The organism is Pseudomonas syringae group sp. J309-1, assembly GCF_032582135.1.
In the GTDB taxonomy this organism is placed as follows: Bacteria; Pseudomonadota; Gammaproteobacteria; order Pseudomonadales; family Pseudomonadaceae; genus Aquipseudomonas; species Aquipseudomonas quasicaspiana.
This window is the reverse complement of sequence record NZ_JAWHNU010000053.1, coordinates 18,587-35,041: the sequence shown is the minus strand read 5'-3', so window position 1 is coordinate 35,041 and position 16,455 is coordinate 18,587. Positions and strand designations below refer to the sequence as shown.

At 57.5% G+C, this 16,455-nt stretch carries 12 protein-coding genes; 5 read left to right on the top strand and 7 right to left on the bottom strand.

The features are described 5' to 3' along the window. The 5 genes from RX972_RS23090 to RX972_RS23070 all read right to left on the bottom strand — a co-directional run bounded on the left by RX972_RS23090 (position 1) and on the right by RX972_RS23070 (position 7,335). The gene (locus RX972_RS23090) at positions 1–3,519 is read right to left on the bottom strand and encodes a toxin VasX (RefSeq protein WP_316878815.1); all 3,519 of its coding nucleotides are present in this window, start codon (positions 3,517–3,519) and stop codon (positions 1–3) included. Between the two features lie 218 nt (positions 3,520–3,737). Beyond that, positions 3,738–4,286 (bottom strand): tetratricopeptide repeat protein, encoded by a 549-nt coding sequence (locus tag RX972_RS23085; protein ID WP_027899834.1) that lies wholly within the window; start codon positions 4,284–4,286, stop codon positions 3,738–3,740. 276 nt (positions 4,287–4,562) lie between these two features. Next, entirely contained in the window at positions 4,563–5,846 is a 1,284-nt protein-coding gene (gene hemL / locus RX972_RS23080; protein WP_316878812.1) for a glutamate-1-semialdehyde 2,1-aminomutase, read from the bottom strand. A 41-nt stretch (positions 5,847–5,887) separates the two neighbouring features. Further along, on the bottom strand, positions 5,888–6,514 hold the full coding sequence (gene thiE / locus RX972_RS23075; protein WP_099269441.1) for a thiamine phosphate synthase: 627 nt from the start codon (positions 6,512–6,514) through the stop codon (positions 5,888–5,890). A gap of 23 nt (positions 6,515–6,537) precedes the next feature. Further along, entirely contained in the window at positions 6,538–7,335 is a 798-nt protein-coding gene (locus tag RX972_RS23070) for a hydroxymethylpyrimidine/phosphomethylpyrimidine kinase (RefSeq protein ID WP_316878809.1), read from the bottom strand. 397 nt (positions 7,336–7,732) lie between these two features. Between RX972_RS23070 and RX972_RS23065 the strand changes: the two genes are divergently transcribed. The 4 genes from RX972_RS23065 to RX972_RS23050 all read left to right on the top strand — a co-directional run bounded on the left by RX972_RS23065 (position 7,733) and on the right by RX972_RS23050 (position 14,056). Continuing rightward, positions 7,733–9,727, top strand: coding sequence for a 7TM diverse intracellular signaling domain-containing protein (locus tag RX972_RS23065; protein WP_316878807.1), 1,995 nt, complete (start codon positions 7,733–7,735; stop codon positions 9,725–9,727). 119 nt (positions 9,728–9,846) lie between these two features. Then, on the top strand, positions 9,847–11,496 hold the full coding sequence (locus tag RX972_RS23060) for an acyl-CoA dehydrogenase family protein (RefSeq protein WP_316878806.1): 1,650 nt from the start codon (positions 9,847–9,849) through the stop codon (positions 11,494–11,496). A 363-nt stretch (positions 11,497–11,859) separates the two neighbouring features. Next, positions 11,860–13,356, top strand: coding sequence for an AMP nucleosidase (gene amn, locus RX972_RS23055; protein WP_176560639.1), 1,497 nt, complete (start codon positions 11,860–11,862; stop codon positions 13,354–13,356). A 67-nt stretch (positions 13,357–13,423) separates the two neighbouring features. Continuing rightward, the gene (locus RX972_RS23050; RefSeq protein WP_027901837.1) at positions 13,424–14,056 is read left to right on the top strand and encodes a pseudouridine synthase; all 633 of its coding nucleotides are present in this window, start codon (positions 13,424–13,426) and stop codon (positions 14,054–14,056) included. Positions 14,057–14,168: 112 nt separating this feature from the next. On the opposite strand, the gene RX972_RS23045 is transcribed toward RX972_RS23050, so the two are convergent. Together RX972_RS23045 and RX972_RS23040 are read right to left on the bottom strand one after the other, a co-directional pair. Next, entirely contained in the window at positions 14,169–14,369 is a 201-nt protein-coding gene (locus RX972_RS23045) for a DUF2788 domain-containing protein (protein WP_027901836.1), read from the bottom strand. A 16-nt stretch (positions 14,370–14,385) separates the two neighbouring features. Beyond that, on the bottom strand, positions 14,386–14,865 hold the full coding sequence (locus RX972_RS23040) for an Lrp/AsnC family transcriptional regulator (RefSeq protein WP_027901835.1): 480 nt from the start codon (positions 14,863–14,865) through the stop codon (positions 14,386–14,388). Positions 14,866–15,303: 438 nt separating this feature from the next. Here RX972_RS23040 and RX972_RS23035 point away from each other — a divergent pair, with 438 nt between their 5' ends. Continuing rightward, complete coding sequence (locus RX972_RS23035; protein WP_255876842.1) at positions 15,304–16,455, top strand: DUF6515 family protein; 1,152 nt, start codon at positions 15,304–15,306, stop codon at positions 16,453–16,455.

Here is a 16,455-nt window from a genome sequence, read left to right as displayed (position 1 = left end):
TTATTCTTTCACCTCTGGCATGAGGTCGGGATGGATAGCGAAGTACTCGCACTGTTCTCCCGGTGGATCGAGGTCCACCGCCGGGAAGTCGCCGCTTTCGCCAAACACCGGGAATCGCACTTCATACACGTTGGCCTCGTGCTGCCCTTTAGGTGTGATGGGTCCCAGCTGTATTGAGAGCACGATGTCAGTGTGGCTGGGCAGGTCTGAATTGATAAGGCGGCGCACATCCGTCAATTCCACGATCAGTGGGTTGCGCGCCTTGATGTGTAGACGATCCTCCAGGGCTGTGCCCAAGGGGCTCCAGCGCTCTGGCCTGCCCATTCGGCCTTCGATCTTGCGTATCAATTGATAGCCGCCAATGTTGAGCACGGAAGCACTGGCATGACTGCCAAGGGGTTTTGTCAGCTCAGCAGTAAACAGTGTCGGGAAATGCAGCAAGAACCGGCGAGGCGCGTTATCGCTGCTCGGTATGATTTGCATACGTGGGGCCTGGTAATGCGCGCGCAGTTCTTTCAAATAATGATCAAGAGATAAAGAAAGGCACAGATCAGGGGCCTTGCCTTGGCCCCATGGTGTGTTCAGCAGCCAGCGATCGTGTCGGCTGAGGTTGTTGCGGTTGAAGTACCAACTGCCGGAAAGCTCCAGGGCCGTAAACAAAATCCCTGCCAGGTTGAAACGTAAAAATACCGTGGACAGGCGAGTACCTGCTGCTGCCCATGCTGCTATCCGGGCAGGGGAGTTACGAGCGGTAGCAAGGACATTTTTGAAGGCCATACCGGTTTGCATTGCGCCATAACTATTGCTGGCCAGAAAACCGCTATTGCCCAGCATGCTGATCACAGCACCACTCTGTGCTTCGCTGTTTCCGTTACGTACGGCTTCTTGCCAGTTGTTGTGGGAGTTGTTGAGACTCAAGGCAGCAGCAATTATGCCCGCAAGATAACCGCCAACCCCAAGGGCAATATGCAATTTCCCCATCTGCACATGAACGCCCAGCAGTTCAGCTTTCTTAAAATTTTTCGCCAGCTCTGCGGCGTGGGCGCTGAGTGCCGTGTCCGCAATGCCCTGCGCGGCCCCAAATCCTGCTGCCATGGTCGCCGCAAGCGAACTTAGGAAAGGCGATCTATCTTGAGAAGAGCTCGGCTGCGAAAAAACTTCTCTACTCACCACAACCAAATTCAACGCTTGCGCCATAAACACCAATAACCCCGCCCCATCTCCCAGCAACCCGGCCTTCGGCGCAACGGTCACCCCGAGCCGATAGTTATCCAGCACGGTTTTAACCTCTCGATGCTGTTGCGCAGGAAACACCAACGCTAACCCCGGCTTGCCGGATGATGCGGATTGCAGATGAGTTGAGTCGGTCGGCAGCGCTGCCACCGGGCTCATGGCCTTGGCGAGTTGTTGTTCCAGTTCAGCCAAGGACTGTCGGGTGGTTTGGCGTTGCTCTTTAAACCAGTTGGCATCGGGACTCAGGTGCCAGGAACGGTCTGCGGCCCTGCGCTCGCGGGACATGCTGGTCAAGGTGCGCAGGCGATCACGATGCTGCTGCACGGCTTTGACGGTCTTGCCAAGGTTTTGCAGGTCTTCGGCGCTAGCTACCTGGAACGTCACGTTCTCCCGGCGTGCCGCATCAAGAATCGCTACGCCCGCCGCTTTGGGCAGGCTGCGAAACAGCGCGTCCATATCCGGCAGCTGGCCTTTTTCCATCTGCTGCAAGAAGGCCTGCACCGCCTGCTGAATACCCATCTGCAAAGCTGGAGCCAGCGTGCCCCAGGCAGCGGTGAGGTTGACTTGAGAGGCGGGCGATAGCCGCCTGGTGTCGAGCACAAGGCCTGCACCCCATTGCTTGAGGCGTTCCAGCCATTGCGGTGCGTCCTTGAAAAACAGCCAGCTCGCATTTGTGAATACTGCAAACTGCACGCCCAGCTCGGTTTGCGCACTCAACGGCGCGGCGTAAAACATCGGGCGAGACATGGCCGGATTGTTGTTCAGCCAATCCAGGACCGAATCAACGGCTTTGTCGCTGCGGCAGATGTCTTTCAGGCAGGCGTATTCGGTGAGCAGGGCGTGATCAACCTGCTCGCTGTCTTCGATGTCGTAATACCAGATCGCTCGATGCAGGCGGTTTTTGAGCAGCAGATCGATTCGATCCTGGGTGATCTTTTCCAGTAGCTCGTTGAGTGGCTGCAGGATTGCCCGTTGCTGCTTGAGAAAGGCATCCATGCGCGGGCGGTCGATCAGGTCATTGATGCCGCGCTGGCCGAATTTGGCGCCGTAGAGCGCCTCTTTCGTGGGTTTGTCCATCTGGCGATAGAGCTTCCAGAGGGTTTTAAGATGCCGGGCGATGAAGGCCGGGCTGGTACCGACGAAGCGTTGTTCGAGTTGATACTGCTGAATGGTACTGGCTCGGGCCTCGATGCCGTCGTCCATGCTCAGTCGGTACGGTTTGGCTTTTTCGAGGCGTTCCTGCAGGTCGGCGGGTGGGTTGGGATCATTGAAGTAGGTGCCCGCTTCCTGACGGTTATCCTGGCTCATCACCTCTCGCAACGTATTGCGCGTCTGGGTGCGCTCAGGCTCGGGCAGGGTTTCCAGATCATCAAGCAAGGCTTTGAGCGTCCGGTCCTTGTCAGCGCGTTTGTTCAGATACTCTTCGTTAATCTGGGTCAGGGATTCGATGTAGCAGCCCAGCAAGTAGTCGCGCTCGACCTCGCCTTGCTGGCTCAGCGCCCACTTGTCGATCTGGCCGACCACCTGATCCTGATACTGCGCCAGATCACGCATCACCCCAACGTCATCCCTAACCGCCAGAAACAGGAAGTCACGCTTATGAGCTGTGGTGATCTGGCTGGTGAACTCTTCAAGAATGGTCTGTCGATACAGTGGAGTGTGTTCCCAGGCATAGGGAATCTTCTTGGAAATCTCGTCTGGCTTGTCTGCCCAGCTGCCGCTGCTTTCCGCAAGCCACACGGCCATCTTTCTGTCGTCGATCAGGTCCCGGGCATCGCCGCGCTGAATATTTTCAAAGCTGACGCGCTGCATGAAGTGCTCGCGCTCGGTGGAAACCTTCATCACCTGCGCGCATTTGAAGGCCGTCCACTGCACCTCGGAAAAAGAGACGTGCAGAACGCTGCAGCGAGAGAACGCCAGCGCTGGATCAGCTTCGATCACGTCAGCGCGCCGGTCCTTGTTGACGTGATCGCCCTTGGACAACAGCGCAGTCACGGAGCCATTGGTTATCTGGTATTCATGCAGCAGGCCGGTGGCGCTGTCGATGATGTACAGATAGCCGTCCCGCAACAGACGAAACCCCAAAGGCAAGGCCTGCAGTTTGTAAGGCATGGCGATTTCGATGGACGGATCTAGGTCTTCCACCAGGCCATAACGCACGGGTAACAGTTGCAGGGTCTGACTCATCAGCGGACAAAATCCGCCAGCATCGGGCGCCTCGGCGGGTTTGGCCCTGGCGACCAGATTGGCCATGTGGCCACGCGGTGTTATGTGAGGGTTTGTCATGCAGGCTCCTTGCCTTGGGCTGGCGAGTAGAGGCCAGGATCCAGATGGCGGAGCGTGTAATCTCAAGCCCGACCCTGAGCGAGGGCGGGAGAGTGGCTGATGAGCGACTGGCACTCAATGCATGGAGAGTGGTTTGGGAAATGCCCTACAGGAAATGTCTTAAGTTTTTCCGAGGTAGAAGGCCGGGCTAACGGTTTGTGTCAGAACTGCGGCGATTTTTAAGGCAGTGGAGCAAACGGCGTACGCCCTTCAGCTGTCTGCAATTCCAGCAAATACTTGCGGAAAATCTGTCCCAGCACTTGAGTGGCGACTTCAAGTTCGTCGCGCTGCATGTGCTCGGCGACTTCGTCGGCAGCGTCCAGTGCGTCTTCGGAGCCGTTGACCGAGGCCATCTTCAGTACGATATACGCCTGAACATTGTTGGCCTGCACGCCTTCCCCCTTGGAGAACATCAAGCCGAGCTGATACTGCGACTGCGCGTGACCCTGCAGCGAAGCCTGCTCGAAATAACCAAGTGCCTTGGGCAAGTCTTGTGGCGCGTGTTTACCGTCGTAGTAAAACTCGCCCAACTCGTATTGTGCTTGTGCATCCCCGGACTGAGCCGCTTGCTGACACGCCGAAAGCGCCGCAGGCAGGTTGTCTGGCTGGGTATTGAGGGTGCAACGACCCACCGCTGGGATTAACAACGAGTTGCCGCCTGCATTCGCCAGCAGGGGATGAATAAGCAACAGGCAGCCCAATGCAAGGGTGCGGCCGGTGCGGTTCATGGGAATCGACTTACCTCTGAAAAAGGTGCGGGCGTGCCCGTCCAGCTAAACGTGCTGGCTGCGCATTATGAAATAAGCGAGGCCAACCTTACAAAGTCTTTACTGTTTTTCTGCTGCGCGGGGCTGAAAAGCCCGGTTTTGCGGGGGTAACGATACGATTAAATCCTGTGGGAGCGAATTCATTCGCGAAGAGGCCGGTACATATGACAGAAAATCATCGTTTGTAAAACCGCCTTCGCGAATGAATTCGCTCCCACAGTTGGTCATGTGCTGCTCTTATTTCAACGCCGCAAACGCCTTCTCGGCCGCATCCAGCGTCATCTTCAACTCTTCTTCGCCATGGGCAATGGAGGTGAAGCCTGCTTCGAATGCGCTTGGCGCCAGGTAGACGCCGCCTTCGAGCATCAAGTGGAAGAAGCGCTTGAAGCGATCGGCGTCGCTGGTCATCACGTCATTGAAGGTGACGATTTCCTTGGCTTCGCTGAAGTACAGACCAAACATGCCGCCCGCCTGGGTGGTCACGAACGGAATGCCGGCAGCGTCTGCGCGTTGTTGCAGGCCCTCGAGCAGGCGACGGGTGAAGTCGCTGAGTTCGTCGTGGAAGCCCGGACGGCTGATCAGGCGCAAGGTGGTCAGGCCAGCTGCCATGGCCAGCGGGTTACCGGACAGCGTGCCTGCCTGATAAACCGGGCCGAGTGGCGCGATGTGAGACATGATTTCACGCTTGCCGCCGAAGCAGCCAACTGGCATGCCGCCGCCAATGATCTTGCCGAAGGTGCTCAGGTCTGGTGTTACACCGTAATAAGCCTGTGCGCCGCCAAGGGCAACGCGGAAACCGGTCATGACTTCGTCAAAAATCAGCACTACGCCGTGTTCGTCGCACAATGCGCGCAGGCCTTGCAGGTAACCCGGTGCTGGCGGTACGCAGTTCATGTTGCCCGCAACGGGCTCAACGATGATGCACGCGACTTCCTGACCCACTTCGGCCAATAGCTCTTTGACGGCGTCCAGATCATTGAACGGTACGGTCAGCGTGTGTTTGGCGAATGCTGCGGGTACGCCCGGCGAGCTTGGCACGCCCAGAGTCAGTGCACCGGAGCCCGCTTTGACCAGCAGACTGTCGGAGTGGCCGTGGTAGCAGCCTTCGAATTTGATGATGCTGTCGCGGCCGGTATAACCGCGGGCCAGACGAATGGCGCTCATGGTCGCTTCGGTGCCCGAGCTGACCATGCGGACCATCTCCATCGACGGCACTATGGAGCAGACCAGATCGGCCATTTCGGTTTCCATGGCGGTGGGCGCGCCATAGGACAAACCGTGTTCCAACTGACTGCGTACGGCATCCAGCACTTCCGGGTGGCTATGGCCGAGGATCATCGGCCCCCACGAACCCACGTAGTCGACATAACGCTTGTCGTCTTCGTCGGTGACATACGCACCGACCGCGTGTTTGAAGAACAGCGGCGTGCCGCCGACGCTTTTGAAGGCCCGTACGGGCGAGTTAACGCCACCGGGAATGTGTTTTTGAGCATTGGCGAACAAGGTTTCAGAGCGGGACATAATTAAATCTCTTACGTAATCGAAATAAGGGCCGGGCGCGATCAGCGGCTGGAAAGCAAGGCGTTGAAGGCGCGGGCGCGGCGGGTAACTTCCTGAGTATTTTCGGCACCGAACAGGCCGTGCACCACGGCCAGCAGGTCGGCACCGTGCTCCACCAGTTGCGGAGCATTTTCCAGGGTGATGCCACCGATGACGGCAATCGGCATATTGAAGCGGGCCCGGGCCTGAGCCAGAACGTCCAGCTCGATGGCGGGGGCGTCGGGTTTGGTCGTCGAGTTGAAGAAACGTCCGAAAGCGAGATAAGTCGCACCGTCCGCCTTGGCTTTCTCAGCCATTGCGAGACTGCCGTGGCAGGTCGCGCCGACAATCGCCTTGTGGCCCAGCAGTGCGCGGGCGTCGGTCAGTGATCCGTCGGTTTGACCCATGTGCACGCCAACACCCAGACGAGCCGCAACCTCGGCGTCATCGTTGATAATCAAACGGGTTTTGTACTGCTCGCAAAGCCTCAGCAGAGCGGTGGCTTCACGCAGGCGTTTGGATTCATCGCCAGACTTGTCACGGTACTGCAGCAGTGTAACGCCGCCATCAAGGGCGGCTTCGACGTAAGACAGGAATTTGCCAGCCAGCAGGCGACTGTCGGTAACGGCATACAAGCCACGTAGTTTCATAGAAAAAGCCTCATCACGTGGCGTTACGAACAGAAGTCCAGGGGCAGGCGACGGGGAACAAATTGTCCTTTACCCAGCTGTTCAGCATCGCGCAGCGTGCGCCAAGTGTAGTCAAGCGCGGTCTGCACGGCGCTGATCAGGTTTTCACCTTGCGCCAGTCGGCCCGCCAGGGCGCTGGCCAGCGTGCAGCCGGAGCCGTGATAGCTGCCAGGCAGGCGCTGGCAGATGAAGGTGCGTGTTTCACCACCACGGATATATAAACGGTTATGGACTTCCACTTCATCGCCATGGCCGCCGGTGATCAACAGATGCTCGCAAAATGGCAGCAACTTCTCTGCGCACTCGTCAGCCGTGCCTTCCGGCAGCTCGGCCAGAATTCGGGCTTCCGGCAGATTGGGCGTCGCAACGGTTGCCAGCGGCAGCAAGCGCTCACGCATGGCATAGCCGACTTCATCCTTGCCCAACCGTCCACCGCCGCCCGCCCGTAGCACCGGGTCGCAGACCATTGGCAGGTGCGGATGCGCTTCAAGCAACTCTACGACGGTATCGACCATTTCCAGCGAACCGAGCATACCCAGCTTCACTGCGGCGACAGTCGAGTCGTTGAGTACGGCGTTGGCTTGCGCCAACACCCATTCGCGGTCCAGCACCCTGAAATCGGTGACATTCACGGTGTCTTGAACGGTCAAGGCGGTGATTGCCGGAGCTGCGTGGCAACCCTGGGCGAGCAATGCTTCGATATCTGCTTGCAGACCGGCACCGCCACTTGGATCGTGGCCGGAGAGGCAGAGGACAACAGGGCGGGAGCTATAGATATTCATGGTGCGCGAGCTTACCACTAAACTTTTTTGGGCACCGCTCAGTGGACTCGGAATTTTCATACAGCCGATAGAGATTCTGACGCGACGCTCAGCGCATGAATTTACTCTGAAAAAAGGTCGATCTGTCTGTAAGTACCGAGATAGAGCCTTTAAGGGGTTTTCATAAATTAATGCATAAGACCATTAGGCAGCTATGCTTTAACGCGTTGGCATGAAATAGTGATGGCATTAACCCGGTACCGCTGTTTGAGGTGAGCAGGTCTGCACAAACAGGCCCGCATTGAGTTCGTTGTTTCAGTCTGTCTGGAGCTACTCTAAAAAAATCAGGAATCGCAGAAAGCGTCGCTCCAATGGAAGGGGGCCAGCGGCGTCAACTGACGAATCTATCCGGGGCTTTATGCGCTATTTGTTGATCATGCTGGTCGCCTTGTTGTCGCAGCTAGCCAGTGCCGTCGAATTCGACGAGAGCACTCGCAGCCTGGCGTTAGGCCGTGCAGTTCAGGTGTTTGAAGATGTCAGCGGCGAAGCGACGATCAGTGATGTCAGCTCGGCGGCAATGGCGTCGAGTTTTCGAGCCCTCGACAGTGACACCCTCAACGCTGGCTTTTCCAACTCTGCCTTCTGGCTCAGGGTGGATTTGCGCTATATGCCCAGAGACGTAACCGCGCACCGTGACTGGATGGTAGAGCTCGCCTATCCGCCCATGGATTACGTGGATTTTTACCTGCCCGATGCCATCGGCACCCAGCACCTTGCCTGGCAGACCGGGGACATGTTGCCGTTCTCCAGCCGACAGATCAAACAGGCCAATTACCTGTTTGAAGTCAGTCTGGAGCCCGGGCAAAACAAGACCATTTACTTGCGTGTAAAAAGCGCTGGTTCGATTCAGGTCCCGCTGAGTATTTGGGACAGCAGTGCCTATCTGGAAGATCAACCACCGCGCATGTATGTGTTGGGTGTGCTGTACGGCGTGCTTCTGGTGATGCTGATCTACAACCTGTGCATCTACCTGGGTGTGCGTGACGTCAGTTACCTGTATTACGTGCTTTACATTGCCCCCCTCGGGCTTTATCAACTGGCGCTCAACGGCATCGGTGTCGAATTTCTCTGGCCGGAAAGTCCCTGGCTGGCCAATGTTGCGCCCTTGTTCCTGCTGATGATGTCGGTTCTTTTTGCTTGTCAGTTCGCCCGTTCTTTCCTGCAGACCAGGAAAATCGGCCCCTGGCTCGATCATTCGCTGGTGCTGGTCATGGCCGCCGCAGGCGTGGTGATGCTATTGAGCTTGTCACCCAACCTGAACCTCGCGTTTCGCCTTTATGGCGGGTTGATGCTGATCTTTACCTCGATGATTTTTGTCGCTGGCATCACTGCAATGTGTCACGGGGTACGTGAAGCTCGTTACTTTGTCCTCGCCTGGACAGCGTTTCTGCTGGGCAGCGTTATTCACGTCGGCATGTTGGCGGGCTATCTGCCACACAACTTTTTCACGATGTACGCCAATCAGATCGGTTCGGCCATGGAAGCTGCGCTGGTTTCCATGGCCTTGGCTGTGCGGATCAATCAGAGCCGTGAGGAGCATGCGCAGATCATGCGTGAGGCCGGGGAAAACCTTGAACGTGCCAATCAGCAATTGGCAGCAAGCAATCGCCTCAAGGATGAGTTCCTCGCCTCGCTGACTCACGAACTGCGCACCCCGATGAATGGCGTGATTGGTTCGCTGGAATTGATGCAGACCGTGGAATTGAATCCCGAACTCTCTTCATATCACCAGACCGCTGCCAGTTCTGCACAGGACATGATGGGCATGGTGAATGGCATCCTGACCCTGACGGAGCTGCAAGCAGGAAGGCTTCATGTCGTGCCTGAATCCTTTGATTTAAGGTGCCTTGTTTATGGGCTCAAGGGGCAGTTCACCAACGCTGCGCAGGATAAAGGGATTAAATTGATCGTCGAGTGGGTGGAGCCGTTGCGGGCCGGTCTGATCGGGGATGTCTATAAGTTGCGCCAGTGTCTGGAATGTCTTCTGGACAACGCGATCAAGTTCACCCAGTTCGGCTCGGTCAGGATTCGGGTTCAGCAGCAGGCCCAAGGCGAAGAGCAGGTGCAGTTGTTGATTGAGGTTATCGATAGCGGCATAGGCTTTACCCGGCTGGATGAGTCGACGCTCTATCAGCACTTCTTTCAGGTGGACGGCTCGTTGACTCGTCAATACGGCGGGTTGGGCATTGGCCTGGCTATTTGTCGACAGTTGATTGAGTTGCATGGCGGGCGGCTCAGCCACAGTTCAGCGCCGGGAGAGGGCAGTTGTTTTGCGCTCAAAGTGACGCTGGGATGCGCGGCGCGGAATTTCGCGCCTGCAGAAACGTCTGTGAAACTGCACAGCGCTGACTAACAGGGGCAGGGCAAAAGCGCCGTGGATTCGTCGTGTATGGCGCTTTTTAAAGCGAGGTGTGCGTGATTCACTTCATGTCTGGTTGTGCTCGAAGCGCACCCGACAGAGAGGATATCGCCATGAACCTGCATCAGTTCGCCGAAACCCACGAAGTCACCAACCAGCCGCCCCCTCTGGACGGCGCGAATCTCTATCGCATCGATCTGCCGCTGCAGCAATGGACGGAGCGCTTTGGTGCCGGTTGGGCTCAGGGCCGAATCGACGCGTATGGCGCGCTGGCGGGCGGGCCGCTGATGGAGGCGGGTTTTCTCGCCAATCAGAACAAGCCGGTTTTCGCCAGTCATGATCGGTATGGGCATCGTATTGATCTGGTGGAGTTCCATCCGGCTTACCACCAGTTAATGAGTACGGCGGTAGAGCATGGCATCCCGTCGCTACCCTGGACTGATCCACAACCCGGTGCCCATGTTGCCCGCGCCGCCATGAGCTACCTGCACAGTCAGGCCGAAGCTGGTAGCGGATGCCCATTGACCATGACTTTTGCCAGTGTGCCGGCGCTGCGCGTGCAGCCTGATCTGGCTGCACGGTGGCTGCCGAAAATCCTTGCACGGGAATACGATCCCCGAAATGTCGGCATGGCGCACAAGGCTGGCGTGACCATCGGCATGGCTATGACCGAGAAGCAGGGTGGCACCGATGTTCGCGCCAATACCACGCGGGCCTATCCCGTTGGAGCGTCAGGCCCGGGCCAGGCTTATGAGCTGGTCGGGCACAAATGGTTTTGTTCGGCGCCGATGTGCGATGCGTTCCTGACGCTGGCGCAGACCGACAAGGGCTTGACCTGTTTTCTGCTGCCAAGGCATCGTCCGGATGACACCCGAAATGAGTTTTACATACAGCGTTTGAAGAACAAGCTGGGCAATTGGTCCAACGCGTCCAGCGAAGTGGAATTCCGCGGGGCGTTTGCCTGGATGCTCGGTGAAGAAGGCCGTGGTGTGCCGACCATTATCGAAATGGTTGGTATGACCCGCTTCGACTGCATGGTCGGGTCCAGTGCCCTGATGCGTCAGGCCTTGAGCCAGGCCGCGCATCATTGCGCTCATCGCAGTGTTGGCGGTCGGATGTTGGCCGAACAGCCTTTGATGCAGAACGTACTCGCTGATCTGGCACTGGAGAGCGAGGCCGCGCTGGCCTTGAGCATGCGCATGGGGCGCGCACTTGACCATCTGGACGATCCGCACGAGGCGCGTTTCGCCCGGTTGGTGACGGCAGTGGGCAAATACTGGATCTGCAAACGAGCCCCGGCCATGATCAATGATGCTGCGGAGTGCATGGGCGGCGCGGGGTATGTCGAGGACAGCATCCTGCCGCGGCTTTATCGTGAAGCACCGGTCAACTCCACGTGGGAAGGCTCCGCCAACGTGCAATGCCTGGACGTGCTGCGGGCGCTGTCCAGGGAGCCGGGCGTGCTTGATACCCTGTTCGCCGAGTTGGGCGACGGGCATGGCGATCAGCATCTGGCGATGCATATCGATGGCTTGAAAGCCGCGTTTCGGGATACCGGTGATATCCAGTACCGGGCTCGACAACTGACCGAAGACATTGCGCTGGCGCTGCAGGCCAAGCTGTTGCTTGAAGCGGGCAATGCGGCGGTCAGTGATGCGTTTATTGCCAGTCGACTGGCGTCGCGGAGTTCGGTGTACGGCACCTTGCCAAGAGGCGTTGATGTGCAAGCGCTCGTTGCACGATCCACCCCGATGGTTGGCTGAGGCACATAACCCGCCGGGATCGCCTGGAGCCTCGCTCCTATCAAACATCACTCCAATAATGGATTTGAAACGCAGACCTTGTAGGAGCTAACTTGTTGGCGAAGCGGAATTTCTGACGATGCGGGTCCGACGTCTCGCCAACAAGTTGGCTCCTACAGGTCACCCGTTTGCTGCGCGACAGCGCGGTGTCAGGGATACCTGGACCACTCCCACAAGTCCATGTATGCCGTAAGTTGGTAGCACCTCTGGAATATTTGGTGTTTGTCCCGGCCTTTCCCAATTAAAGTCGGTCTCACCTGATCATGACTAGGCATAACCTTCCGCACTACGCCACTAGTGCCTTCCCTTCACGATGCAGGCAAGATGGGCCACTGCAAGATCAGAAGGATACTAATTGTGACTGAAACCTTTATTGTCGTTGAAACGCCTGAACAAGCCGTGGATCGCCTTGCTGAGCTGCATGAGCGCGCAACCAGTGCGCTGAGTAAGGCACTCAAGCAGTATCTGAAAGACCGGATCGAGCCTGATGCCGAGCAGCGTGCCCTGTTCCGTTATCCAGAATTGCGCCTGACTTATCACTGCCAGGGCGAAGTGCCGCTGACCACTCGCGCTTATGCCAAGGTTCAGTTGCCCGGCAACTACAGCGTGACCGTGACTCACCCGGCAGCCTTCCGCAAATACCTGCTCGAACAACTCGGGCCATTGATGAACGACTTCACGATTACGGTGGAAGTCGGCGTCAGTGAGCAAAACATTCCGTATCCCTATGTGGTTGAGCAGGGCGACGAACTGGCGGGTTCTGGCGTAACGGCCGCAGCGTTGGCGCGGGTTTTCCCCAGCACTGACTTGTCTGCCGCCACTGATGGCATCGCCGACGGTCTGTACGACTGGGCCAACACCGACCCTCTGCCGCTGGCCTTGTTCGATGCCGCCCGCGTGGACTTTTCCCTGCGACGTCTGGTGCATTACACCGGTAGCGACTGGCGTCATGTGCAGCCGTGGATCCTGCTGACCAACTATCACCGCTACGTTGACCAGTTCATCGTCCACGGGCTGGAAAAGCTGCGTGAAGACCCGCGTTTTGTACGCATGGTTCTGCCGGGTAACGTCATCGTCGAGAAGAGCATGGATCACGGTGAAGCGCAGGCCATTGTCGCCAGCGTGGTCTGGCATCGTTATCAAATGCCGGCTTATCACCTGATCGCCGAAGACGGTCATGGCGTCACGCTGGTCAACATCGGCGTCGGCCCGTCCAACGCCAAGAACATCACCGATCACCTGGCCGTGCTGCGTCCGCATTGCTGGCTGATGATCGGCCACTGTGGCGGGCTGCGCCAATCCCAGACTATCGGCGACTACGTGCTGGCTCACGCTTACATGCGTCGCGACGGGATTCTTGACCGCGTACTTCCGCCTCATATTCCGATTCCGGCGTTGGCCGAAGTGCAGCTGGCTCTTCAGGAGTCTGCAGCGCAGATCACTGGCGAGCGAGGCGACGATCTGAAGAAGCGTCTGCGCACCGGTACGGTTCTGACCTATGACGACCGTAACTGGGAACTGCGCTGGGCCCAGGAGCGTCCGCTGATCAACCTGTCCCGTGCAGTGGCTGTGGACATGGAAAGTGGCACCATTGCAGCCCAGGGCTATCGCTTGCGGGTGCCGTACGGCACGTTGCTCTGCGTTTCGGACAAGCCGTTGCACAGCGAAATCAAACTGCCCGGCTCGGCCAACGCGTTTTACGAGCGTGCGGTCAGCCAGCATTTGAAGATCGGTATTGCAGCGCTGGACCTGATGCGTACTCAGCTTAATTCGCTGCATTCGCGCAAACTGCGCAGCTTCGATGAGCCGCCGTTCCGTTGATTTATTAGGTGATGAACGAAAGGGCCATTAAAGTGGCCCTTTCTGTTTTCCGAATACCGAAACTGTCATGTCCCGTACCCAGCGCCCTCCTGCTCGTCGCCCATCGCCTGCCAATGCCGGTGCAACCCGCCGTGTCGCCAAGGCTCCGCCCGCCGAGCCTAAGCTCATCCTGTTCAACAAGCCATTCGATGTGCTGACTCAGTTCAGTGATGGAGAAGGGCGAGCGACGCTCAAGGATTTCATAGAGATCCCCGGCATCTATCCGGCGGGACGACTGGATCGGGATAGCGAAGGTTTATTGCTGCTGACCAACGACGGCCAGCTTCAGGCGCGCATCGCTGACCCGAAACACAAACTTCCAAAAACCTATTGGGTGCAGGTTGAAGGTGAGCCGAGTGCCGAGCAGTTGCAGCAATTGCGTGACGGTGTGCAGCTCAATGACGGCCCGACCTTGCCCGCTCAGGCTCGGCAACTGGACGAACCACAACTCTGGCCACGCGATCCTCCGGTGCGCTTTCGCAAAAGCGTGCCCACCAGTTGGCTGGAGTTGATCATCAAGGAAGGCCGTAACCGACAGGTTCGGCGCATGACTGCCGCGGTAGGTCTGCCGACGTTAAGGCTGGTGAGGGTCAGGATTGGCGACTGGACGATTGAAGGGCTGGATCAAGGGCAATGGCGGGAAGTGCCCGCGAAGCTGTGAGCAGGTCTAGACCTTGTGGGAGCAGAGCTTGCTCGCGATACAGGCAACGCGGTCTATAGTGAATCGCGTGCAGCCCTATCGCGAGCAAGCTCTGCTCCCACATGAAATTGCTTTAGCTCTCAAGATAAGCAATCACAACCGTCTTGATCACAAACGCCATAATTCCCAGGCCCAGCACGAAGAACAGGATGAGGGTGCCGAATCGTCCGGCTTTGGACTTCTTCGCCAGGTCCCAGACGATGAAGCCCATGAAGCCGACCAGAAGGGTGATGAGGCTTGTCATCATCCATTGTTCGTAAACTTCAGGCTCCATCACGCTCTCCAGCCAATCAGTTGCGCAGATGCACCAAAGGCAGCTCGGTGCTGGCCAGCACCTGATTGAGCACGAAGCTCGATTTCACGCTGGTCACACCATCGATACGGGTAAGGTGCCCTAACAGCAGCTTTTGATAGTGATCCATGTCAGCCACCACGACTTTCAACTGATAATCCGCATCCATACCGGTCACAAGGCTGCATTCGAGGACCTGAGGCAGGTTGCGAATCTGTGCTTCAAAGTTCTCGAAGCGGTCGGGCGTATGCCGATCCATGCCGATCAGTACGTAGGCTGTCAGATTGAGGCCAAGCTTCTTTCGGTCCAGCAGTGCAACCTGTCTGACGATGTAGCCGTCGTCTTCCAGCTGCTTTACGCGTCGCGAGCATGGCGAAGGGGACAGACCGATTCGTTCAGCCAGCTCCTGATTGGAGATGCGCGCGTCGCGCTGCAATTCCGCCAAAATACTCAGATCATATCTGTCGAGTTTGCTCACGAAGTTCACCTTCCTGGGTTGTATTGCGCTGAATTATTCATCCGAAGCTAAAAATTGCGCAAGTAATGTTTTATCCCGCAATTTTAGCAATCCTGTGCTAACGCCTCAGGCCTATGCTTTTAAACAGAATCACTGCCCGGACATAGCGTCCAGCGCGGCTCGCCCAATCAGGCCAGCTGCGGCCTCCAGCCCAAAAGGGTTGGCACGGCCCCCGGGCTACATACTGTCCAGAAGACGGCATGAGGTGAGCCGACGCCACAAGCGTTGAGCCAGGACGAAATTCTCGAAGGGGGGCCGCAAGGTCCCCCTTTTTCTTTGTGCATGGTTGTTTGCGCACAGGAACATGTTCGCGCTAGTAGCGTGCTGATAGCATGCGGCGAACGGCGCATCAATAATGCAGTCTTAACCACATACATCCGGCGCCCCTGTGAGGAAAGCATGAAATCGCGTATCTGGCATTTGGCAGGTTTGAGCCTGTTATGTGTAAGCATCAGCACTCAGGCTTTGGCCGGGGATGACGCACCACGTGATCAGATTCGTGGCAGCGCGGGCGCGGGTCAGCAGCGCGAGCAACCCAATGCTCCGCAGCAAATGCAGCAGCGCCAGCAACAGAACCTGCAACAGCAACAGATCCAACAGCAGCGCGGTGTCGAGCGTCAGCAGGATCAGCAAATGCGTGATGTTGAACGTCAGCAGCAACAGCAGATTCAACAGCAACAAAATCAGCAACGTCAGGTCGAGCGTCAACAGCAGCAACAGATTCGTGACGTTGATCGCCAGCAACAGCAGCAGATTCAGCAGCAGCAAATTCAACAGCGTCAGGTTGAGCGCCAGCAACAACAGCAAATTCAGCAGCAACGCCAGGTTGATCGTCAGCAGCTACAGCAGCGTCAGGACAATCTGCCGATTCAGAGCGGCCCCGGCGAGGCGCGCCAGACCCAGCCACCGCGTCAGGGGTATTACCAGGACCAGAACAATGGTTATCGCGGGAGTCGGGGTGATAACCGTCCTAATGATCACTGGACCGGTCGTCCTGATGGTCACGGCAATGGCTGGGGTCCCGGCCCGCAATATCGTCCGGGCCATGTGATTGACCGAGTGCCGGGCAGTTATTCCCGCGTCCCGTATCGCGGCCTGGATTACTACTATTCGGACGGCTACTGGTACCGTCCGCAAGGTCCGCGCTATGTGATCGTGACGCCGCCGTATGGCGTACGAGTACGCAGCTTGCCGGCCTATTCTCAGGAAGTCTGGATTGGCAGCTCGCTGTTCTTCGTGGCTGCCGGGACGTACTACAGCTATCAGCAAGATACACAGGATTATGTGGTGGCCTATCCGCCGCAAAACGTCGAGCCGGTTTATACGCCACAGGCGCCTGCATCCAGCCCGTATGACCCGGTCGCCTACCCAAACAATGGCCAGAGCGCCGAGCAGGTCGCACAGGACAAATATGACTGCTATCGCTGGTCGGTAGAACAGAGCAGCTTTGATCCGGCCGAACCGAATGTAAACAACGCACCGGCGATGATTCAGGTCTACCGTCGTTCGATGGTGGCTTGCCTGATGGGGCGCGGCTACACCATTAACTGA